20 protein-coding genes are annotated in these 21,047 nt (G+C 69.9%); 4 read left to right on the forward strand and 16 right to left on the reverse strand.

The window, feature by feature from the left end; all coding sequences use genetic code 11:
- Positions 1-79: 79 nt before the first annotated feature.
- The gene (locus ABZ845_RS08490; protein ID WP_360974729.1) at positions 80-1,435 is read left to right on the forward strand and encodes a dipeptidase; all 1,356 of its coding nucleotides are present in this window, start codon (positions 80-82) and stop codon (positions 1,433-1,435) included.
- Between the two features lie 195 nt (positions 1,436-1,630).
- A complete protein-coding gene (locus tag ABZ845_RS08495) occupies positions 1,631-2,710 on the forward strand; it encodes a protein kinase family protein (protein WP_360974732.1) in 1,080 nt (359 codons plus the stop codon).
- Here ABZ845_RS08495 and ABZ845_RS08500 read toward each other — a convergent pair.
- The 9 genes from ABZ845_RS08500 to ABZ845_RS08540 all read right to left on the reverse strand — a co-directional run bounded on the left by ABZ845_RS08500 (position 2,683) and on the right by ABZ845_RS08540 (position 12,523).
- Complete coding sequence (locus ABZ845_RS08500) at positions 2,683-3,753, reverse strand: oligopeptide/dipeptide ABC transporter ATP-binding protein (RefSeq protein ID WP_360974735.1); 1,071 nt, start codon at positions 3,751-3,753, stop codon at positions 2,683-2,685. The genes ABZ845_RS08495 and ABZ845_RS08500 overlap by 28 nt on opposite strands.
- Positions 3,750-4,871, reverse strand: a complete 1,122-nt coding sequence (locus tag ABZ845_RS08505) for an ABC transporter ATP-binding protein (protein ID WP_360974738.1) — start codon at positions 4,869-4,871, stop codon at positions 3,750-3,752. The genes ABZ845_RS08500 and ABZ845_RS08505 overlap by 4 nt, the downstream gene beginning before the upstream one ends.
- Positions 4,868-5,788 (reverse strand): ABC transporter permease, encoded by a 921-nt coding sequence (locus ABZ845_RS08510; RefSeq protein WP_360974741.1) that lies wholly within the window; start codon positions 5,786-5,788, stop codon positions 4,868-4,870. Before ABZ845_RS08510 ends, ABZ845_RS08505 begins: the two co-directional genes overlap by 4 nt.
- Positions 5,781-6,767 carry an ABC transporter permease gene (locus ABZ845_RS08515; protein WP_360974744.1) on the reverse strand — a complete coding sequence of 329 codons (987 nt, stop codon included), beginning with the start codon at positions 6,765-6,767 and terminating at the stop codon, positions 5,781-5,783. Before ABZ845_RS08515 ends, ABZ845_RS08510 begins: the two co-directional genes overlap by 8 nt.
- 133 nt (positions 6,768-6,900) lie before the next feature.
- On the reverse strand, positions 6,901-8,721 hold the full coding sequence (locus tag ABZ845_RS08520) for an ABC transporter family substrate-binding protein (protein WP_360974747.1): 1,821 nt from the start codon (positions 8,719-8,721) through the stop codon (positions 6,901-6,903).
- A gap of 241 nt (positions 8,722-8,962) precedes the next feature.
- The gene (locus ABZ845_RS08525; RefSeq protein ID WP_360974750.1) at positions 8,963-10,006 is read right to left on the reverse strand and encodes an NUDIX domain-containing protein; all 1,044 of its coding nucleotides are present in this window, start codon (positions 10,004-10,006) and stop codon (positions 8,963-8,965) included.
- A gap of 144 nt (positions 10,007-10,150) precedes the next feature.
- Entirely contained in the window at positions 10,151-10,345 is a 195-nt protein-coding gene (locus ABZ845_RS08530; RefSeq protein ID WP_360974753.1) for a hypothetical protein, read from the reverse strand.
- 299 nt (positions 10,346-10,644) lie between these two features.
- Positions 10,645-11,172, reverse strand: a complete 528-nt coding sequence (locus ABZ845_RS08535) for a hypothetical protein (protein ID WP_360974756.1) — start codon at positions 11,170-11,172, stop codon at positions 10,645-10,647.
- A gap of 391 nt (positions 11,173-11,563) precedes the next feature.
- Entirely contained in the window at positions 11,564-12,523 is a 960-nt protein-coding gene (locus ABZ845_RS08540) for an ROK family protein (protein ID WP_360974759.1), read from the reverse strand.
- 256 nt (positions 12,524-12,779) lie between these two features.
- Here ABZ845_RS08540 and ABZ845_RS08545 point away from each other — a divergent pair, with 256 nt between their 5' ends.
- On the forward strand, positions 12,780-13,844 hold the full coding sequence (locus ABZ845_RS08545; RefSeq protein WP_360974762.1) for a LacI family DNA-binding transcriptional regulator: 1,065 nt from the start codon (positions 12,780-12,782) through the stop codon (positions 13,842-13,844).
- A 149-nt stretch (positions 13,845-13,993) separates the two neighbouring features.
- Here the strand turns inward: ABZ845_RS08545 and ABZ845_RS08550 are convergent, their stop codons facing one another.
- The 5 genes from ABZ845_RS08550 to ABZ845_RS08570 form a co-directional block, all read right to left on the reverse strand.
- A complete protein-coding gene (locus ABZ845_RS08550) occupies positions 13,994-15,310 on the reverse strand; it encodes an aldolase/citrate lyase family protein (RefSeq protein WP_360974765.1) in 1,317 nt (438 codons plus the stop codon).
- A 260-nt stretch (positions 15,311-15,570) separates the two neighbouring features.
- A complete protein-coding gene (locus ABZ845_RS08555; RefSeq protein WP_360974768.1) occupies positions 15,571-16,533 on the reverse strand; it encodes an electron transfer flavoprotein subunit alpha/FixB family protein in 963 nt (320 codons plus the stop codon).
- A gap of 56 nt (positions 16,534-16,589) precedes the next feature.
- Complete coding sequence (locus ABZ845_RS08560) at positions 16,590-17,375, reverse strand: electron transfer flavoprotein subunit beta/FixA family protein (protein ID WP_360974771.1); 786 nt, start codon at positions 17,373-17,375, stop codon at positions 16,590-16,592.
- A 219-nt stretch (positions 17,376-17,594) separates the two neighbouring features.
- The gene (locus tag ABZ845_RS08565) at positions 17,595-18,104 is read right to left on the reverse strand and encodes a flavin reductase family protein (RefSeq protein ID WP_360974774.1); all 510 of its coding nucleotides are present in this window, start codon (positions 18,102-18,104) and stop codon (positions 17,595-17,597) included.
- A 261-nt stretch (positions 18,105-18,365) separates the two neighbouring features.
- Entirely contained in the window at positions 18,366-18,692 is a 327-nt protein-coding gene (locus ABZ845_RS08570; protein ID WP_360974777.1) for a thioredoxin family protein, read from the reverse strand.
- 259 nt (positions 18,693-18,951) lie between these two features.
- Here ABZ845_RS08570 and ABZ845_RS08575 point away from each other — a divergent pair, with 259 nt between their 5' ends.
- The gene (locus tag ABZ845_RS08575) at positions 18,952-19,677 is read left to right on the forward strand and encodes a lysophospholipid acyltransferase family protein (protein ID WP_360974780.1); all 726 of its coding nucleotides are present in this window, start codon (positions 18,952-18,954) and stop codon (positions 19,675-19,677) included.
- Between the two features lie 8 nt (positions 19,678-19,685).
- Here ABZ845_RS08575 and ABZ845_RS08580 read toward each other — a convergent pair whose 3' ends face one another.
- On the reverse strand, positions 19,686-20,378 hold the full coding sequence (locus tag ABZ845_RS08580; protein WP_360974783.1) for a phenylalanine--tRNA ligase beta subunit-related protein: 693 nt from the start codon (positions 20,376-20,378) through the stop codon (positions 19,686-19,688).
- Complete coding sequence (locus ABZ845_RS08585; protein WP_360974786.1) at positions 20,375-20,977, reverse strand: transglutaminase family protein; 603 nt, start codon at positions 20,975-20,977, stop codon at positions 20,375-20,377. The genes ABZ845_RS08580 and ABZ845_RS08585 overlap by 4 nt, the downstream gene beginning before the upstream one ends.
- Positions 20,978-21,047 lie beyond the last annotated feature (70 nt).

The following is a 21,047-nucleotide window of genomic DNA, read 5'->3' on the forward strand; positions in this document are numbered from 1 at the left end:
CACGTACGCACATAGATCCGCACAGGAAGTACTAATAAGCACCCATCGGTGCAACGTCGCACCCACAAGGAGCGTGCCCATGTCGTCGAATCCGGTCGCCGAGGCCGTCGCCTCGCTGATGCCCAGGGCCAGGCAGGAGCTCACCGAGCTGGTGGCCTTCAAATCGGTGGCGGACTTCGACCAGTTCCCCAGGAGCGAGAGCGAGGGCGCGGCACGCTGGGTCGCCGACGCGCTTGGCGCCGAGGGCTTCCAGGACGTGGCGCTGCTCGACACCCCGGACGGAACCCAGTCTGTGTACGGCTACCTGCCGGGCCCGGAGGGCGCCAGGACGGTACTGCTGTACGCGCACTACGACGTGCAGCCGCCGCTGGACGAGGCCGGCTGGACCACCCCGCCCTTCGAGCTGACGGAGCGCGACGGCCGCTGGTACGGGCGCGGCACGGCCGACTGCAAGGGCGGTGTCATCATGCACCTGCTCGCCCTGCGCGCGCTGAAGGCGAACGGCGGCGTGCCCGTGCACATCAAGGTCATCGCCGAGGGTTCGGAGGAACAGGGCACCGGCGGTCTCGAGCGGTACGCCGAGGCGCACCCGGAGCTCCTCGCCTCCGACGCCATCGTCATCGGCGACTCCGGCAACTTCCGGGTCGGTCTGCCGACGGCCACCTCGACACTGCGCGGTATGACGCTCGTCCGCGTCCGGGTCGACACGCTCGAAGGCAATCTGCACTCGGGCCAGTTCGGGGGAGCCGCGCCCGACGCGCTGGCCGCCCTGGTACGCGTACTGGACTCGCTGCGGGCCGAGGACGGTTCGACCACCGTCGACGGTCTGGTCTGCGAGACTCAGTGGGACGGTGTCGAGTACTCCGAGGAGCGCTTCCGCAAGGACGCCAAGGTGCTCGACGGCGTGGAGCTGATCGGCTCCGGCTCCGTCGCCGACCGGATCTGGGCGCGCCCCGCCGTGACCGTGCTGGGTATCGACTGCCCGCCGGTGGTCGGTGCGACTCCGTCGGTCCAGGCGAGCGCCCGTGCGCTGATCAGCCTGCGGGTGCCGCCGGGCGTGGACGCGGCCGAGGCGACCAAGCTGCTCGAGGCGCACCTGGCGGCGCGGACCCCGTGGGGTGCCCGGGTGCGTACCGAGCAGGTGGGGCAGGGGCAGGCGTTCCGGGCGGACACCACCAGCCCCGCGTACAAGGCGATGGCCGAGGCGATGGCGGTGGCCTACCCGGGCCAGGAGATGCGGTACGCGGGCCAGGGCGGGTCCATCCCGCTGTGCAACACCCTCGCCTCGCTCTACCCGCAGGCGGAGATCCTGCTCATCGGCCTGAGCGAGCCGGAGGCGCAGATCCACGCGGTCAACGAGAGCGTCTCCCCCGAGGAGTTGGAGCGTCTGTCGGTCGCGGAAGCGCTGTTCCTGCGCAACTACGCGGCGGGCTGACCCGATCCGGCGCCGGTCGCCGCGGAGGGCTCTCGCCACCGGGTGAGGGCCCTCCAGTGCCGCGGCGGGCATCGCTCGCGCCCTGAAGGGGCGCGGGGCCCTGTCGGTATGCGGCTCCGCCGCGCGGGCACGGCCGGCCACGACGAACCCGCAGATGATGGACCGCGATTCCCGCGGAGCGTTTAGGCTCGCGTCATGCAGCTCAACCGGAGCGGTTCGGAAGGGCCCGAGGCCGGTCGTCTCGCCGCTTACAGCGACGTCTCCACCTCTCTCGCGCTGCTCGGTGACGACGAGCTGGCCGAACTGGTGGCGACGGCCACGCCCCTGGGAGCCGGGATCGGCGGACGCAGTGCGCTGCTGTACGTCGACGAGGTTCCGGTCTTCGTGAAGCGGGTGCCGCTCACCGATCTGGAACGGCGGCCGGAGAACGTCCGGTCGACGGCCAATGTGTTCGGGCTGCCGCCGTTCTGTCAGTACGGCATCGGAGGCCCCGGGTTCGGTGCCTGGCGTGAGCTGGCCGTGCACACGATGACCACGAACTGGGTACTGGCGGGCCGCTTCGCCGGCTTTCCGCTGCTGCACCACTGGCGGGTGCTCCCGGACGCCCCGGCGCCCCTGCCCACGGAACTCGCCGACGTGGAGCAGGCCGTGGCCTACTGGGGCGGGGGCCCTCGGGTGCGCGAGCGGATCGAGGCCCTGCGCACGGCCTCGGCGAGCGTGACACTGTTCCTGGAGCACATGCCGTACACCCTGCACGACTGGCTCGGCGCGCGGATCGCGGCGGGCGAGGCGGAGACGGCGTGCGCCATGGTGGACCGGGAACTCATGCGCGTCGCCGACTTCCTTCAGTCCCAGGGGCTCCTCCACTTCGACGCCCACTTCGAGAACGTCCTGACCGACGGCCGGCATCTCTATCTCGCCGACTACGGTCTTGCCGTCTCCTCCCGTTTCCGGCTGTCGCCCGAGGAACGTGGGTTTCTCGGGCGACACCACGGCTACGATCACGCCTACGCCATCACCCACCTGGTGAAGTGGCTGGTGACCGCCTTGTACGGATACGGCAGAACGGAACGTGAGGCGTTCATCGCCGCGTGCGCCGAGGGCGTACGGCCCGAGGGCATCCCGCCCATCGCCGCCGGGCTCATCAGCCGGTACGCGCCGCTCGCCGCGATCATGGCGGACTTCAGCCGCCGGCTCCAGTGGGAGAGCCGGCGGACTCCGTACCCGTACGAGGAACTGCGGGACGCCTACAAGAGCTGCACCGTCTCCGCGTAGTGGCAGGCGACCGGGCTCCCGCCGCCCCGGTCGATCAGCTCCGGCACCTGCTCGACGCAGGCGGTGCGCTCGCTCTCGGTGAGCTGCTGGGCGAACTTGGGGCAGCGGGTGCGGAAGCGGCAGCCGCTGGGCGGGAGGATCGGGCTCGGTACGTCGCCCTGGACCGTGATCCGTTTCCGTGCCCTCTCCTTGCGCGGGTCGGGCAGCGGGATGGCCGAGACGAGTGCCTGGGTGTAGGGGTGGGCGGGCCGGGAGAAGAGGTCGCGTGCGGGGGCGACCTCGACGAGGCGCCCCAGGTACATGACGGCGACGCGCCCGGCCACATGCCGCATCACCGACAGGTCGTGTGCCACGAACAGGAAGGACAGTCCGAGTTCGCTCTGCAGGTCCATCAGCAGGTTCAGGACGCCCGCCTGGATCGAGACGTCCAGCGCGGACACCGGCTCGTCCAGGACGATCACCTTGGGGTGGAGGGCCAGCGCGCGTGCGATGCCGATGCGCTGGCGCTGCCCGCCGGAGAACTCATGGGCGAACCGGTTCCCGTGCTCGGGGTTGAGGCCCACCAGACGCAGCAGTTCGCGTACCTCGTCACGGGCGCCCGGACCGTAGCGGCCGTGGATACGCAGCGGCTCGGCGACGATGTCGTGCACCGACAGACGCGGGTCCAGGGAGGCGTACGGGTCCTGGAACACGATCTGCAACTCGCTGCGCAGCGGCCTCATCTGACGTCTACTCAGTTCGGTGAGTTCACGGCCGCGATAGCGGACCTGCCCTGAGGTCGCCTTCTCCAGGCCGAGCACGGTGCGTGAGACGGTGGTCTTGCCGGAGCCGGACTCACCCACCAGGCCGAGGGTTTCGTTCTCGAAGAGGTCGAAGGAGACTCCGCACACGGCGTGGACGTCGCCCACCCGTCTGCGGACGACGCCACGGGACATGACCGGGAAGTGCTTGACCAGGTCACGGACCTGGAGGACGGGTTCACCGGTGCCGCCGTGCCCGGCGAGCGGCGGCAGCGGCACGGCGTCCCGCACAGGAGCGGTCATTCGGAGTCCTCCTCGGGGTTCGGGGTGGATGTCGCCTCGGCGAACCGGGCCAGGGCCTCGGAGTCGGCGCCGGCCGCATCGAAGACCTGCTCGGCGCCGGTGTCGACGAGTTCGTCCGCGAAGTGACAGGCGCTGAGGTGGCCTTCCTGGCCGGTCGCCCGGAGCGGCGGCTCGTCGCTGTCGCAGACGTCTCTGCGCATCGGGCAGCGCGGCGCGAAGGGGCAGCCCGGCGGCATGTTCAGCAGCGAGGGCGGCGATCCGCCGATGGGGGTGAGCCGTGCCTCCTCACGGTCCAGCCGGGGCAGCGAGCCGAGGAGCCCGAGGGTGTACGGCATGCGCGGGGTGTAGAAGAGGTCCTCGACGGGGCCCGTCTCGACGATCCGGCCCGCGTACATCACCGCGACCCGGTCCGTGTGCCCGGCCACGACGCCAAGGTCGTGGGTGATGAGGACGAGGGCCGCGCCGGTCTCCGCGCGGGCGGTCTCCAGCGCGTCCAGGATCTGGGCCTGAACGGTCACGTCGAGGGCGGTGGTCGGCTCGTCGGCGATGATCACGTCAGGGTCGTTGGCCATGGCGATGGCGATGACGACGCGCTGCCGCATGCCGCCGGACAGTTCGTGCGGATAGCTGTCGACGCGGCGCTCGGGGCTGGGGATGCCGACCGTGCCCAGGAGATCGATTGCCCGCGTGCGGACGTCGCGGTTCTTCAGGCCCGGGTTGTGCCGCTGGAGGGTCTCGGCTATCTGGTAGCCGACCGTGTAGACGGGGTTGAGGGAGGTCATCGGGTCCTGGAAGATCATCGCGATGCCGCTGCCGCGGATGTCCGACATCCTCGCGTCGGACATCCCGAGCAGTTCCGTGCCCTCGAACCGCACCGAGCCACGCACTCTCGCGCTCGTCGGCAGCAGCCCCATCACGGCCATGGCGGTGACGGACTTCCCCGATCCGGACTCGCCGACGATGCCGAGCGACTCGCCCCGGCCGAGGCTGTACCCGACGCCGCGCACGGCCCGTACCGTTCCGTCCTCGGTGGGGAACTCCACGCCGAGACCGTCGACTTCGAGTACGGCGTCGGTGGCGCTGCCGGCCCGCACGCCCTCACTGCTCGTGGTCGTCACTGTCGTACCCTTTGCTGCCGGGGGTCGAAGGCGTCGCGCAGCCCGTCACCGATGAAGTTGATGGTCAGGGCGATCGCGATGATGAAAGCGCCGGGGATGTAGAAGAGCCAGGGCCGGGTGTCGACCGCCGTCTGCGCCTGGGCGACGAGCAGCCCGAGGGACGTGTCGGGCGGCTGGACGCCGAAGCCGAGGAACGACAGTGCGGTCTCGGTGAGGATGCCGGTGGCCACCAAGATCGTCGCGTTGACGATGATGGGGCCGAGCGAGTTCGGCAGCAGATGCCCGAAGATGATCCGGGTATCGGAGGCGCCCAGCGCCCGGGCCGCCTCCACGAACTCCTTCTCACGCAGCGACAGCACGGTGGAGCGGACGATACGGGAGACGTACGCCCAGGTCAGCCCTGCGACGACGACCGCGATCCAGTACCAGGAGCCGCCGCTTCGCGAGGAGATGACCAGCGCGATGGCGAACAGGGGCAGCGTCAGGACGAGGTCGGCGATGCGCATCATGATCGAGTCGACGATGCCGCGGTAGAAGCCCGCGATGGCACCCCACACCGCGCCGAGCACGGTGGATCCGAGCGCGATCAGGATGGCGACCTTGAGCGAGGTCTGAGTGCCGCGCATCACCTGGGCGTAGGCGTCGTATCCGGAGGAGTCGGTGCCGAACGGGTGCTTGGCGGAGGGGGCCTGGGAGTTGTCGGGCGTGTACTTCTGGTACGAGTAGTGCCACAAGTACGGGCCGATGAACGCCCACAGCACGATCAGCACGAAGACGACCAGGCTGATCATGGCTGCCCGGTGCCGTACGAAGCGGCGCAGGACCATCTGGGTCTGGCTGCGCTGCTTTACGGTGAACTCATGCTCGGCGCGCGGCACTTCGGTGCCCGCGGACCCGGGTGCCTTGGTGTCACTCATAACGGATCCTCGGGTCGAGTACGGCGTAGAGCAGATCGGCGATGAGGTTGAACGCGATGACGATCACGGCGGAGAGCAGCAGCCAGGCCATGGTCCGGTAGACGTCGAGCGTCGTGGCCGCCTGCACGAGCATCTCGCCCAGGCCGTGCCACTGGAAGATCGTCTCGGTGATCACCGCTCCGCCGAGGATGATGGCGACGTCGAGCGACGTGACGGTGGCGAGCGGGATCAGGGCGGTGCGCAGGGCGTGCCGCACCATGACCTTGCCGCGGCGCAGCCCCTTGGCGCGGGCGAGCCGGACGTAGTCGCTGCCCAGGACCTCGAGCATGGACGCACGGGTGAAACGGGTCCAGGAGGCGAAGGAGACCAGGGCGAGGGTGATGGTGGGCAGGATCAGATGCCCGATGCGGTCGCTGATCTCGTTCCAGGTGGTGTCGACGTCGAGATAGGTCGACTTCTCACCGATCGTGCCGAGGAACTGGCTGCCGGTGCTCTGGTTGGTCCAGATCCCGGCTTGCTTGAGCAGGACGGCGAACCAGAAGACCGGCATGGCGAGAAACAGGAAGCCGACGAAGGTGATCACGTAGTCGCCGACGGAGTACTGGCGGATCGCGCTGTACACCCCGCACACCACGGCCAGCAGCAGGGCGATGACCATCGCCGCGGCGACCAGGGTGACCGTGACCCGGAAGCGGGTGAACAGATCGTGGCCGATGTTCAGGTTGGGTTGCACGGAGGGCCCGAAGTCGCCGTGCAGGACCCCGGTGATCCAGTTCCAGTAGCGATCGGCGACCGGCTGGTCGGCGTGGATGTGCCGGGCGAACGCGGTGACGGCGGCCTTGCTCGGAGCGGGCTGCCGTGAGGTGGCGAAGTTGGCCACGGGGTCGCCGGAGTTGACGACCACGAGGAACACGACGAACGTCGAGACGATCAGGACGGGTATGGAGACGAGGAGGCGGCGCACTGTGTAGGCAAGCATGCGGTCTTCTCTCGGGGCCGACTGGATGTGGGTTGTCATCCGGCCGCGGCTTCGGCCCGGCCCGGCCCCGGGATTGCCGGGGCCGGGCGCGGGGTACGTGGGAGCGTACGGGCGGATTACGTCGAGCGGGGTGCTACTTCTTCAGGCCCCACTCACCGACGTTGTACGGCGGACCCACGTTTGTGGCGTTGTCCCGCATGTTCACGAACCGCTTCTGCACCGCCAGGAACGTCGGCTTCTGGTACAGCGGCAGGACGTAGGCGTCCTTCACCATCAGCGTGTCCGCCTGGTTCAGCAGGTTCGCGGCCTTGGCCGCGTCCGTCTCACCGATGGCCTGGGCGATCAGGGAGTCGACCTGCTTGTTGCTGTAGCCGCCGTAGTTGCCGCCGCTTCCGGTGGTCCATGTCCCCTGGGCGTTGCTGGTCGGGAAGGGGGACGCCACCCAGGCGAAGACGATGATGTCGTACTGGTGCCCGGCGAGTACCGTGCCGAGGTCGGCGGCGCCGATCGGCTTGATGGTGATCTTGATGCCCAGGCTCGCCAGGTCGCTCTGCAGGATCTGGCACTCGCTCTGCCGGATCTGGTTGCCGGTGGTGTAGCGGCAGTTGAAGGGGCCGACGGCCTTGCCGTCGGGCGTCTTCAGTGACGTGCCGACTCCGGTGAACTTCGCGTCGGTCAGGTACTGCTTGGCCTTGGTGAGATCACCGGACCCCTGGCCGGAGGCGGTGACCAGGTCCTGGTAACCGGCCTGTCCGGGAACGAAGTTGTGGTTGCCGAGCTGCTTCACGTTCGGGTCGAACTGGCCGACCGTCTTGGCCATGATGTCCTTGATGCTGATGGCCGTGAACATCGCCTGCCGCAGCGCCGTGTACTTGCCGATCACGGGGTTGTGCAGGTTGAGGTCGAAGTGCTCCCAGGTCAGTCCGCTGCCGATGGAGTACGTGACGTCGGGGATGTCCTTGACCTGGTTGACCAGGTCCACCTCGGGCTGCGGGTAGATCCCCTGGACCTCGTTGTTCTTCAGCGCGATCGGTTCCTGCGTGGCATCGGTGATCACCTTGAAGATCAGCCGCTGCAGGGTCGCCTTCCGCGCTCCCCACCACTTGGGGTCGGGTACGAAGGTGGCGTGGTCGTTGTCCGCCCACTCCTGCATCTTGTAAGGGCCCGCGGTCGCGTACTTGCTGGGTGGGTTCTTCTGGAAGTACTGCCAGCCCGCGGTCATCTGAGCGGCCGTCATATGCGCCGCGTCGCCCGCCGTGGCGCCGGACACCTTCTCGGCGACATGCGCCGGGAACAGCGGGTAGCCCGCCCCGAACAGCCCCTTCCAGTCCGAGTAGGGCTTGCTCATCACCATGGTGACGGTCTTGCCGCCGTCGGAGGCCGTGATCGACTTGATGCGGTCGTAACCGGCCGTGCTCGCCGGCAGACAGCCCTTGGTCTGCGTGGAGTCACTGGCCGGAGGCGGCGGACAGTCCTTGCCGTTGTTGGTGCGCCAGTAGTAGATGAAGTCGTCGGCGCTGACCGGAGTCCCGTCGTTCCACGACGCCTTCGGGTTGATCTTGTAGACGACGGTCTGCGGGCTGGCGCTGGTCTGCGTCGCCGAGGTGACCAGGTCCGTGTTGAGCTTGACCGAGAAGTCGGGCTGGGGGACGAACACCGAGGGCAGTACGACACCGAGGGCTTCGCCGTTCTCGAAGGTGTTGCCGTTGGTGTCCTGCGTGTTCCACTGCTGGATGTTCTTCTCCAGCGTGTAGGTGAACGTGCCGCCCGATCTGGTGTCGGCCGAGTTGCACGTGTTGGCCTTGCCCTGGGTGCTGCACGACGTGAGCCCGGCCGAGCCGTTCTTGTCGGAGCCGCCCCCGCCACTGCCGCCGCTGCTGCAGGCAGCAAGGACCAGGGTCAGTCCTGCGGCGAGTGTGAGGCCCCGGGTAAGGGCCGAGGGTTGTGCGCGCATGTCCCTCCTTCGGCCGGCGGTGAGTCCGGCATGTCTGGGCGGCCCGCTGCCGCCAGAGAGATGAGCTGCGGCAACAAGGTAGAGGGATCAGAGCTGTTCGGGACTTTACCGATTCATACCGGGATGGCGTCGGTTAGGCCTCGTTTCTCTCTCGGAACCATCCGTGCCGCGCAAAGACTGCCGGTGAGAGGCATGACACACTCACTGTCGACCCCACGCGGTGGCCGGCACCACGGGAGACTCAGCCGACCGGTACACCCGCCTCCAGATAGATCGCCGCGCCGCGTTCGCGTGCCCGCAGCGCCCAGCGCAGCCGCTCGTAGCGCACGGGCGGCAGCAGTTCGGCCGCCTCGCTCTCCGTGACGAACCGCCAGCCGCGCAACTCGGGCCCTGGCAGCAGGAGACGGCCGGCCGCCGCGTCGTCGAGGAGACCTCCGTCGAAGAGGAGACGCAGCCCGCCATAGCGAGGAGGCGCCGGAGGCTCCCAGTCCACGACCAGCAACCGGGGGACCTCTTCGAGCACGATCCCGGTCTCCTCGGCGACCTCCCTCATGCCGGCGCGAGCCGGGGCTTCTCCGGGCTCGACGACGCCACCGGGGAATTCCCAACCCGCCTTGTAGGTCGGGTCCACGAGCAGCACCCGGTCCTGCGCGTCGAAGAGGAGCACGCCCGCGGCGAGTGTCTCGGCGGTCGGCTCAGGGGTCTGCACGATGTCGCACACGGGAGCGGCGTCGGTCCGGACGGCCTCCGCTATCCGCGCGGCGGCCTCGTACGGGCTGAGGGCGCTGGTGTCGACGAGGTGCGCGTCGGCGGTGAGCCAGGAGGCGAGCGCGGCACGGTAGGGCTCGATGTGGTCGTACGACCACTGGCGGATCCGGATCTCACCGTCGGGCAGGTCGGGCGGAACCTCGCGGTGGGCTATGCGCTCGCGCAGGATCGTTTCGGCCGGGGCGAGAAGGACATGGCGTACGGAAACACGACGGGCGGCGAGCGCGCCGAAGATCTCGTCGCGGTATTCCTGGCGCAGCAGGGTCATCGGAATCACGAGGACACCGCCGAGTTCGGCGAGCATCGCGGCCGCGGTGTCGATCACGAGCCGCCGCCAGATCGGCAGGTCCTGGAAGTCGCCGACCTCGGCGAGGCGCTTGGGCGGCAGCAGGTGCGGGAGTGCTCCGCCGATCACCTCGGGGTCGAAGAGCGTGCTGTTCGGGATCAGCTCGATCAGTTCCCGTGCGGTGGTGGTCTTCCCCGCACCGAACGCGCCGTTGATCCAGACGACGGTCACGGACTCCCCCTCTTCTGTTTGGCCCCCTGTGGCTTGCCCGCTCCACCCTGCCACGGAAACCCGGCGCTGATGAGGGCACGTCCGCCGTACAGCGCGGCACCGGCGCCCCGTAACGGCGAGGCACCGGCGCCGCGGTGAGTCCGGTCAGCCGTTCCGCCCCGGGGCCTCCCCGTCCGTGCCGGCGCCGTCGTCACCGAGGGCGTGGTCGACCGCGCTCAGCGAGTCCTTGACGTTGAGGTCGCCGTGGACCTCGTGGTCAGCGGCATGGGACGGAGTGAGAGCCGCCACGACGAATCCGGTGGCGAGGGAGGCGATGGCGAGCATGCTGCGCTTCTTCATACCCTGCTCAACTGCACAACGGCACAGGGGTCACGCACCCGCTCTCGTTCCTGCCACACGCCATCACGAGAAGCGCTGTCGCGGTGAGTTCATGCGCCGCCGGCAGATCGGTAGGCGCCGCCCGGCGCGGTACCGGGCCAGGACCGTGCCCGGCGCCCCTGCGGGCGATCTCCGGCCTGACACCGGGCACCGGGACCGTACGGCGGTACCTGTCGTCATCACCGTCGCGTTCGGGCCGCCGGAGCGAAGGCGCCGAGGGCCGTCCTCCGCTGAGGGGCGGCCCACTTGTCCTGGATGTCCTAGACGGTCGCCGGTACCGGTACGGGCTCGCTGAGCTCCGCGAGCCGCTTGATCAGGCGCCTCAGCATCAGCAGCGGGATCACCCCGAAGACGCCGAAGGACATGTCGATGACCGTCCACCAGAAGGGGATGCCCCTGACCGGACCGCAGATCAGGGCCAGCGGGATGATGCCGGCGCACGCGATCATGCCGAATTCGATGACCCAGATGTTGCGCACCGGGTCGCGGTAAGGGCCGTAGAAGGCGACGGCGATGACGAGATGGGCGAAGGCCAGCCAGTCGGTGCCGTACAACAGGAAGGGGTAGTCCGCGTCGGCGGTGTCGAGTCCGTGCCGGACCCGCGCGATCCACTTCAGCAGCCCGGGGAAGGCATCGGCGACGGGCGATGCCCAGGAGGTCAGCGCACTGTGCACGACGTGCAGTTCGGTGACGAGAGGAAAGGCGGTCAGCCCGCTCAGTACCAGGCCCACGATGAAGACGACCAGCCACACGCGTATGCGGCGCAGAAGCGCTCTTCGCTCACTCATGTCCGCACAGTACGCCCGTGTTTACCGACCCTTTGCCCTGACCCCCTGCCACTTGCGCGCGAGGGCCTGGGAGATGATGGGGAGCGTCTGCGGCGATCGCCGGTCAAGGCCACCATGCGCCCGGCGACGGTGAATTCGCGCTCGCCGACCGACTGCGCGCCACCGTGACGGGACGCGTGCCGTCGGGACGAGTACCGGTTGCCCCGACAGTCGAGGTCGGCCCCGTCGCGACGCCCGGCACACCCCCCGAGGACGACGGGCCCATCGGGAGGGTTCGGGTGGCAGGACCGTATCGGCACGGCGGTCCGGGTTCGGACCGCTGGGCCGTCGCCGGTGCAGCCGACGCGGCGTGGGACGGCCGAACTCGCAGGCGGAACGCCCCCGCAACCGATCAGGTGGCGGCACCCACCGCCGCCGCGCTCTCGCGGCGGCGCAGGGCCGCGGCGGCCGCGCCCACGAGGCCCGCGTCCGTGCCCATCAGCGCGGGGGCCACGGTCAGGCGCCGCACGAAGGACAACGTGGCGTATCCGGCCAGGGCCTTGCGCAGCGGGGTGAACAGGACGTCCCCGGCCTTGCCCACTCCCCCGCCGATCACCGCGATGTCGATCTCGACGAGTGTCGCGGTCGCGGCGATTCCGGCGGCCAGCGCCTGCGCGGCCCGCTCGAAGGAAGCCACCGCCACCGGGTCGCCCGCCCGGGCGGCGGCGGCCACGGCGGCGGCCGAGGCATCCCCGTCCGGGCCCGGCCGCCAGCCGCCCTCCAGGGCGCGGCGCGCGATGTTCGGGCCACTCGCGATGCGCTCCACGCAGCCGCGCGAACCGCACGGGCAGGGATCGCCGTCGAGGTCGACGCTGATGTGCCCGATGTGGCCCGCGTTGCCCGTGGGCCCCGGGTGCAGTCGGCCGCCGAGGACCAGACCGCCCCCGACGCCCGTCGACACCACCATGCACAGCGCGTTGTCGTGGCCACGGGCCGCGCCCTGCCAGTGCTCCGCGGCCGTGATGGCCACTCCGTCGCCGATCAGCTCGACCGGCAGTCCGCCGGCCACGTCCCGGACCCGCTCGACCAGCGGGTAGCCACGCCAGCCGGGTACGTTGACCGGGCTCACCGTGCCCGCGGAGGCATCCACCGGACCCGCGCTGCCGATACCGACGGCTTCCGCCCTGCCCCACAGCGCGGAGGCGGTGAGCTCCCCCATGACCTCCTCGACGGCCCCCATCACGGTGTCGCCGTCCTCCTGCGCAGGTGTGGCACGCTGTGCGCGCAGCAGGATCCGGCCGTGGCCGTCCACCAGCGCTCCGGCGATCTTGGTGCCGCCGATGTCGAGCGCTGCCACGAGGTCGGTGTGCATCAGTGTCAGATCTCCCCATGCTTCCAGTGGTTCGGTCGTGCCGGCCCGGGGAACCGCGGCCCGCCGCCGCGGTTCTGGTGAGGCGTCCTGACGCCGCGAAGATCCGCGAGCAACCCCCTGGGGCAGGAGGGCGGCCCCTGGGGAAGGCACAGGCCGGAGATTGCTATGAACAGTCTCTCTTGCATCTGACAACGTTGTCCAGGCTCTATGCTCGACGCCACATCCTCATACATCCCCATGGGCCGACGCACCCCCCGTGGACAACAGGACAGGACAGCGCATCGTGCCCGAGACCGCCCACCGACCCGAGAACCGCTACGGCAATCGTCCGACCATGAAGGACGTCGCGGCACGGGCCGGAGTGGGCCTGAAAACGGTCTCACGTGTCGTCAACGGCGAGCCCGGGGTGACTCCGGACACCGAGCGCCGCGTCCAGGACGCGATCGAGGCGCTGGGCTTTCGCCGCAACGACAGCGCGCGCGTGCTGCGCAAGGGCCGCACGGCGAGCATCGGACTCGTCCTGGAGGACCTCGCCGACCCGTTCTACGGGCCGCTGAGCCGCGCGGTCGAGGAGGTCGCCCGGGCACACGGCGCCCTGCTGATCAACGGCTCGAGCGCGGAGGACCCGGACCGCGAACAGGAGCTGGCACTGGCGCTGTGCGCGCGCCGGGTGGACGGACTGGTCATCATTCCGGCCGGAGACGACCACCGCTATCTGGAGCCGGAGATGAGGGCCGGTGTCGCCACGGTGTTCGTGGACCGCCCGGCCGGGCGGATCGACGCCGACGTGGTGCTGTCCGACAACTTCGGCGGCGCCCGCGACGGGGTCGCGCACCTCATCGCGCACGGCCATCGCCGGATCGGGTTCATCGGCGACATGCCCCGCATCCACACCGCGGCCGAGCGGCTGCGCGGGTACCGGACGGCGATGGAGGACGCGGGCATAACCGTCGAGGAATCCTGGATGTCCCTCGGCGTCACGGACCCCGAGCGGGTGCGCCGCGCCGCGGAGACGATGCTGTCGGGCCCCGACCCCGTCACCGCGGTCTTCGCGGGCAACAACCGTGTGACGGTCACCGTCGTCCGCGTCCTCACCGAGCACAGCCGCCCGGTCGCCCTCGTCGGTTTCGACGACTTCGAACTGGCCGACCTGCTCACGCCCGGCGTCACGGTGGTCGCCCAGGACGCCGCCGCCCTCGGCCGCACGGCCGCCGAACGGCTCTTCCGCCAGCTCGACGGCACGCTGCTGACCCCCGAGCGCATCGAACTGCCGACCAGGCTGATCACCCGGGGCTCCGGGGAACTGCCGCCGGCCGGCTGACGGACCGCCGCTCCGCGGGGCGCACGGCGGGTTCGCCGACCGGACGGGTTCGCCGGCCGTGCGAGCTTGCCGGCCGGGCGAGCTCGACGGCGTTGCGGCACCATGGCCCGCTTGCCCGAACCAGCCCGTGCCCCGCGCTCCCCAGGGCCCTACGGACGCTCCCGCTTCCCCGATACCGTCAGGTCAGCCCGCCTCGGTGCCGCGTAGCCCTCCAGGTCCGCCCGGGTCAGGCCGGTGGCCCTCGCGACCTCCGCGATGTCCAGCGCACCGCAGTCCAGCCCCCGCAGCAGATAGCCGCTGAGCGCCTTGGCGGTCGCGGGCTCGTCCATCACATCGCCGCCGGTGCGGTTGGCGTAGCGGGTCAGGCGTGCAGCGGCCTGTTCGAATCCCTCGCGGTAGAAGGCGAAGACGGCGGCGTAGCGGGTCGGGAGGTGGCCGGGGTGCATGTCCCAGCCCTGGTAGTAGGCGCGGGCCAGGGCCCTCCGGGTCAGCCCGTAGTGCAGCCGCCAGGCGTCGTGGACCTTCTCGGCAGGGCCGACCGGCAGGACGTTGGTCGAGCCGTCGGAGACCCGCACACCGGTGCCCGCCGCCGCGACCTGCATGATCGCCTTCGCGTGGTCGGCGGCCGGATGGTCAGAGGCCTGGTGGGCGGCGGAGACGCCGAGGCAAGCGCTGTAGTCGAAGGTGCCGTAGTGCAGGCCGGTCGCCCTGCCCTGAGCGGCCTGGATCATTCGGGCGACCGTCGCGGTGCCGTCGGTGGCGAGGATGGCCTGGCTGGTCTCGATCTGGATCTCGAACCCGATCCGCCCCGGCGCGAGCCCGTGCGCCTTCTCGAACTCCTCCAGCAGCCGGACCATGGCCGTGACCTGTCCGGTGTAGGTGACCTTGGGCAGGGTGAGGACGAGCCCGTCCGGCAGTCCGCCGGCCTCCATCAAACCCGTCAGGAAGACGTCGAGCGTGCGGATGCCCCGGTGGCGCACCGCGGCCTCCATGCACTTCATGCGGATGCCCATGTACGGGGCGCCGGTGCCGTTCACGTACGCCTCCGACACCAGCCGGGCCGCGCGGGCGGCCGTCTCGTCCTCCTCGGCGTCCGGGCGCGGCCCGTAACCGTCCTCGAAGTCGACACGCAGGTCTTCGACCGGTTCGCGTTCGAGCTTCGCCCGCACACGGTCGTGGACGGGTTCGGCGAGTTCGTCGGCCAGACCCAGGACAGCGGCCAGGGAGGCGGCGTCCGGGGCGTGTTCGTCGAGGGCGGCGAGGGCCTGGTCGCCCCAGGACCGGATGGTGCCGGCGGTGAAGAGGTCGCCCGGGACGTAGACGGTGTGGGCAGGCTGACGGGTGCCGGGGTCACCGGGGTAGCGGCGCTCCAGTTCGCGGTCGACCGGCTCGAGCGAGGTGTCGATCTCCTCGGTGACGGCGTCCGCGAGGCTCGTCGCCACCCTCTCCTGCCGGTCCTGCGTCATCCCGCGCCCTCCCGCTCTCCACTTCGTCCGCTGTGTCCACTCTGTGCGCTCTTTACGCTCTCCGCGCCCCGTGGACGACAAGCGGAATCAACAATCTGTTGAACGAAGCTATCTGCGGTTCTCGCCGATGGTCAACACTCTCGCGCGCGGGGCGCGTCCTACGACGCTGCGGCCATGCCACCGCAACGGCGCGCGGCAACGGCGAAGCCCCCGCGACCGCACGGATGACGGTCGCGGGGGCTTCGTAGCCGTACGGCAGATCAGCCCTTGCGGGACTTGACCTCTTCGGTCAGCTGCGGGACGACGTCGAAGAGGTCGCCCACCACGCCGTAGTCGACCAGGTCGAAGATCGGCGCCTCGGCGTCCTTGTTGATCGCCACGATCGTCTTCGAGGTCTGCATACCGGCGCGGTGCTGGATCGCGCCCGAGATGCCGGAGGCGATGTACAGCTGCGGGGACACGCTCTTGCCGGTCTGGCCGACCTGGTTGGTGTGCGGGTACCAGCCGGCGTCGACGGCGGCACGCGAGGCACCGACGGCCGCGCCGAGCGAGTCGGCGAGCGCCTCGATGATCGCGAAGTTCTCCGCACCGTTGACACCGCGGCCACCGGAGACGACGATCGCGGCCTCGGTGAGCTCCGGGCGGCCGGTCGACTCACGCGGCGTACGGGCGGTGACCTTCGTGCCGGTCGCCTTGTCGGAGAAGGACACCGACAGCGCCTCGACCGTGCCCGCGGCCGGGGCGGCCTCCACCGCGGCCGAGTTGGGCTTGACCGTGATGACCGGGGTGCCCTTGGAGACACGGGACTTGGTGGTGAAGGAGGCGGCGAAGGCCGACTGCGTGGCCACCGGGCCCTCGGCACCGGCCTCGAGGTCGACGGCGTCGGTGATGATGCCGGAACCGATGCGGACCGCGAGACGGGCGGCGATCTCCTTGCCCTCGGCGGAGGACGGCACCAGGACGGCGGCCGGGGACACCTGCTCGTAGGCGGCCTGCAGCGCTTCCACCTTCGGGACGACCAGGTACTGGGCGTACTCCGGCGCGTCGTGCGTGAGGACCTTCACGGCACCGTGCTCGGCGAGCGCGGCGGCGGTGTTCTCCGCACCGGCGCCGAGGGCGAGGGCGACCGGCTCGCCGATGCGGCGGGCCAGGGTGAGCAGCTCCAGGGTGGGCTTGCGGACGGCACCGTCCACGTGGTCGACGTAGACGAGAACTTCAGCCATGGGAATGGATCTCCTTGCGGATTGCGAAGTCTGAGAGGCGGTCAGGCTGATGAGCCTTAGATGAACTTCTGGCTCGCGAGGAACTCAGCGAGCTGCTTGCCGCCCTCGCCCTCGTCCTTGACGATCGTGCCCGCGGTACGCGCCGGACGCGCGGCGGCGGACTCGACCTTGGTCCAGGCACCCTCGAGACCGATCTCCTCGGCCTCGATGTCCAGGTCGGACAGGTCCCAGGACTCCACCGGCTTCTTCTTGGCAGCCATGATGCCCTTGAAGGAGGGGTAACGCGCCTCACCCGACTGGTCGGTCACGGAGACGACTGCGGGCAGCTGCGCCTCCAGCTGCTCGGAGGCGGAGTCGCCGTCGCGGCGGCCCTTGACGACGCCGTCCTCGACGGAGACCTCGGACAGCAGGGTGACCTGCGGGACGCCCAGGCGCTCGGCCAGCAGGGCGGGAACCACACCGGCGGTGCCGTCGGTGGACGCCATGCCGGAGATCACCAGGTCGTACCCGGCCTTCTCGACGGCCTTGGCGAGCACCAGCGAGGTGCCGATGATGTCCGTGCCGTGCAGGTCGTCGTCCTCGACGTGGATCGCCTTGTCGGCGCCCATCGAAAGGGCCTTGCGCAGCGCGTCCTTGGCATCCTCCGGGCCCACCGTCAGTACGGTGACCTCGGCGTCGTCAGCGTTCTCCGCGATCTGCAGCGCCTGCTCGACCGCGTACTCGTCGAGCTCGGAGAGCAGACCGTCCACGTCGTCCCGGTCGACGGTCAGGTCATCGGCGAAGTGCCGGTCGCCAGTGGCGTCGGGCACGTACTTCACAGTGACAACGATCCTCAAGCTCACGCCGGCTCTCCTACTGCATCGTCATTTCTTGGCTGCCTGCTTGCAGGCAGCATAGGCGCCTGAAGCGGCCGATCCCGTTCGGGGCGACCCCGCGCTCCGAACGAAATATTACTCGCCAGTACACCCAGTGCTTGCCCGCTAAGCAAGCGCTTTGAACTGTGACCTTGACAACGCTGCGTAACCAGTCGCGTCCCGCCAGGACTCGGGAGGCGGGGCAGGTCAGTCGCGCAGCGTGTTGAAGCGCCCCTGGTGGTACAGCAGCGGGCGCCCCTCTCCGGAGGAATCACCGTGGACGACACCGGCGAGGACGATGCGGTGGTCCCCCGCGGGCACCCGTGCCACCACCCGGCACACGAGCCAGGCGAGCACGCCCTCCAGGACGGGTACGCCCTCGGGACCCTCGCGCCAGACCGTGGGCGGGCCGAAGCGGTCCGCGCCGCTCCTGGCGAAGGTGCCGGCCAGCGCCTCCTGGTGCTCGCCGAGTATGTGCACGCCGACGTGGCCGGCCTCGGAGACGGCGGGCCAGCTGGAGGCGCCGGTACCGATACCGAAGGAGAGCAGCGGGGGCTCGGCCGAGACGGAGGTGAGGGAGGTGGCGGTGAATCCGACCGGTCCGCCGTCCCCCTGCGCCGTGATCACGGCGACTCCCGCGGCGTGCCGCCGGAAGACGGAGCGCAGGAGACCGGGGGAAGCGAGCGAGCGGGCGCCTAGGCCGGGCGTGGCCGTCATGGAATTGTCCTTCTGCGAGAGGTGGCGTGGAGATCCCTGCGCGCGGACGAAGCCGGGCGAGGGAGAAGGTCCGTGGCTGCTCAACAGGCCGGACAGCTCGCGCCGGCGGTGCGGGCCAGGTCCACGTGGACACGCTCGAAGAGAAGGAGTTCCGGGGGCATACGGTCAGGTTGACGATAGGTGGTGGCCACAGTCAAGTGCGTACCGGGAACTGGGATATACGTCATCAACCGGCTCACGCCCGGTCCGGTCGGGTTTTCGTCAGACCACTTCCCCGAGTGCGGCGATGACGTCGGCCGTACGGGGCCGGCCCGCCGCCCGCCGCACGATCCGCCCCTCCGCGTCCAGGACGAGTACGGTCGGCGTCCTGACGACGTCCAGCGCGCGGACGAGTTCGAGCCGCTGTTCGGCGTCGATCTCCACATGGGCGACACCGGGCACCATCGCCGCGACCTCGGTGAGGATCCGCCGGGTCGCCCGGCACGGGGCGCAGAAGGCGCTGGAGAACTGGACCAGCGTCGCTCGTTCGCCGAGCACCTGGCCCAACTCGGCCACGCCGAGCCGCTGTCCGTCGCTCCGTCCGCGCATGCCCACTCTCCGCACTCTCCCGCTCCGCCACCGGCCGTCTTCCGCACCAGCGTTCACCGGACCGCGATGATTCCCCGCCGCCGCCCCCGCGGCGCAAGGGCGCACTCGGGTGACGTGACGAGGATCTCGCCACTCGGGGGCACCAGGACTGGCCCCGCGTCCGTTCTTCGGGCACGATCTGCGACAGGCCGTAAACCTACGGCAGCGTAACTTTCGCCGGGAAGCCCTTTCCAGGCAGAGAGAAGGGTCCACCCCGTCCATGGCTGAGCTTGTCTACCGTCCCGTCGTCGGTCTCGCCCTCACTATGTTCAAAGCATGGGACCTGAAGATCGACTGCAAGGGCTCGGAGAACATTCCACGCTCGGGCGGTGCGGTGCTGGTGAGCAACCACATCAGCTATCTGGACTTCATCTTCAACGGCTTCGCGGCGCTCCCCCAAAAGCGCCTGGTGCGCTTCATGGCGAAGGAGTCCGTGTTCCGGCACAAGGTCTCCGGCCCGCTGATGCGCGCCATGAAGCACATCCCGGTGGACCGCAAGCAGGGTGAGGCGGCGTACGCGCACGCGCTGGACTCGCTGAAGTCGGGAGAGATCATCGGCGTCTTCCCGGAGGCCACCATCTCCCAGTCCTTCACCCTCAAGGGCTTCAAGTCGGGTGCCGTGCGTCTGGCCCAGGAGGCCGGGGTCCCGCTGATCCCGATGTCCGTGTGGGGCACCCAGCGCCTGTGGACCAAGGGTCACCCGCGCAACTTCAAGCGCAGCCACATCCCGGTCACGATCCGGGTCGGCGAGGCGTTCGAGGCTCCCCGGGAGACGTACGCGGGAGCGCTCACCCGCCAGCTGCGCGAGCGGGTGCAGGAGCTCCTGGAGGCGGCGCAGCGCGCCTACCCCGTGCGCCCCAAGGGTCCGGACGACACCTGGTGGATGCCCGCCCACCTCGGCGGCACCGCGCCCACGCCGGAGCAGCTCGCGGCCGAGGCCCGCTGACGCGCGGTTCAGACGGGGGCGTGGACGGTGATCCGCGCCCCGGGGCTGAACTTCTCCAGCAGTTCGGCGAGTTCCGCACCGGCCTGCTCGACGTCGGCCACCGGCATCGGGGACAGGCTTTCCAGCAGGAAGATCGCCGAGGTGGACTCTTCCGTGAGCCGGGTGCGCGGCCCCTGGCGCCAGTTCCAGCGGCGGCACGTGACACCGGCGTCGTCGCGCCAGACCACTTCCCCGGGGTCCGGGCGTTCGACGGTGGCCTCTCCCCCGGCGACGGTCACGAACTCCTCCTCGCCCGTGGCCCGTACGAGCCTCATGGCGCCCTGGATGAGGTCGAGGTCCTCACCGCCGACCGGGACGAGATGGGCCACGCTGATGGCGTTGTAGACGTCGACGAGGGCGTTGATCCGGGGCAGACCCGCATCCGACAGGGCCCGCTTCGCCAGCGCCTCGGCCGAGTTGCGGGTGCGGGACGGCTTGGCGCCGAAGTCCGTGTACGCCGCACGCCAGGCCGCCATATGCGGATCCTCGTGCGGCGCGCGGCCGTCGAGACGTGCCGCGAGCCGGCGGGAAGCATCGTCGAGCAGGGCCGAAGTGCCGTCGGTGCTGGGGCAGTTGACAAGACCGCGCGCCTCGATCGCGACATACGTGAAACCGGGCGCGAGAGCGCGCACCTCGTCGGACACGGTCAGGGTGAAGGTCATGGCCTGCCTCGGAGTGCGGTGGGGAGCGTCTTCCAGAGCGTCCGCCGGTCGGGCGCGGCTTTGAGGGCACTGAGCACAACCGGGTGAGGTTCACTGTACAGGACCGGGTAGTCCTCTTCACTGGACTTCTTGTCGGGGATCCACGCCAGTCGCTCACCCTCGAGGGAGAACCGGGCATCGATGCCCGGCTTGTTGCCGCGGGGGTCCTGCCGATGCCATGCGCCATCGAACCGTACGGCGACAAGGCCATGGACGACGTGACCGCCGTCGTCGTCCCGCAGCCGCTGGTAGCACAGCGCCACCGGAATGCCCTCGGCGCGCAGCAGGGCGGCGAGGGCGTGCGCCTTGGCGTGACAGATGCCGGTGCGCTGCCCGAGTACATCGGAGGCCCGCCAGGTCACACGCGGGTCGCCGCTGTCGGCGGAGTGCGCGACGGCGTCGCGCACGAAGTCGTACGCCGCTTGCGCATAGGCATACGAGTCCGCCACATGACCGGCAAGACGCGCGGCCGTCTCGCGCACCACCGGGTGATGATGGTCGATGACCGTATCGGCGGCCAGGTACGCGGAAAGGTCCGGAGTCTGCTGGATCAGATCCATGTCCGGAGCATAGAAATGCGACCGACCGATGGTCAATCACTTTACGGTCGATCGCATATCTATGCAGATG

Origin of the sequence: Streptomyces sp. NPDC047022 (assembly GCF_040644155.1) — a bacterium.
Lineage (GTDB): Bacteria > Actinomycetota > Actinomycetes > Streptomycetales > Streptomycetaceae > Streptomyces.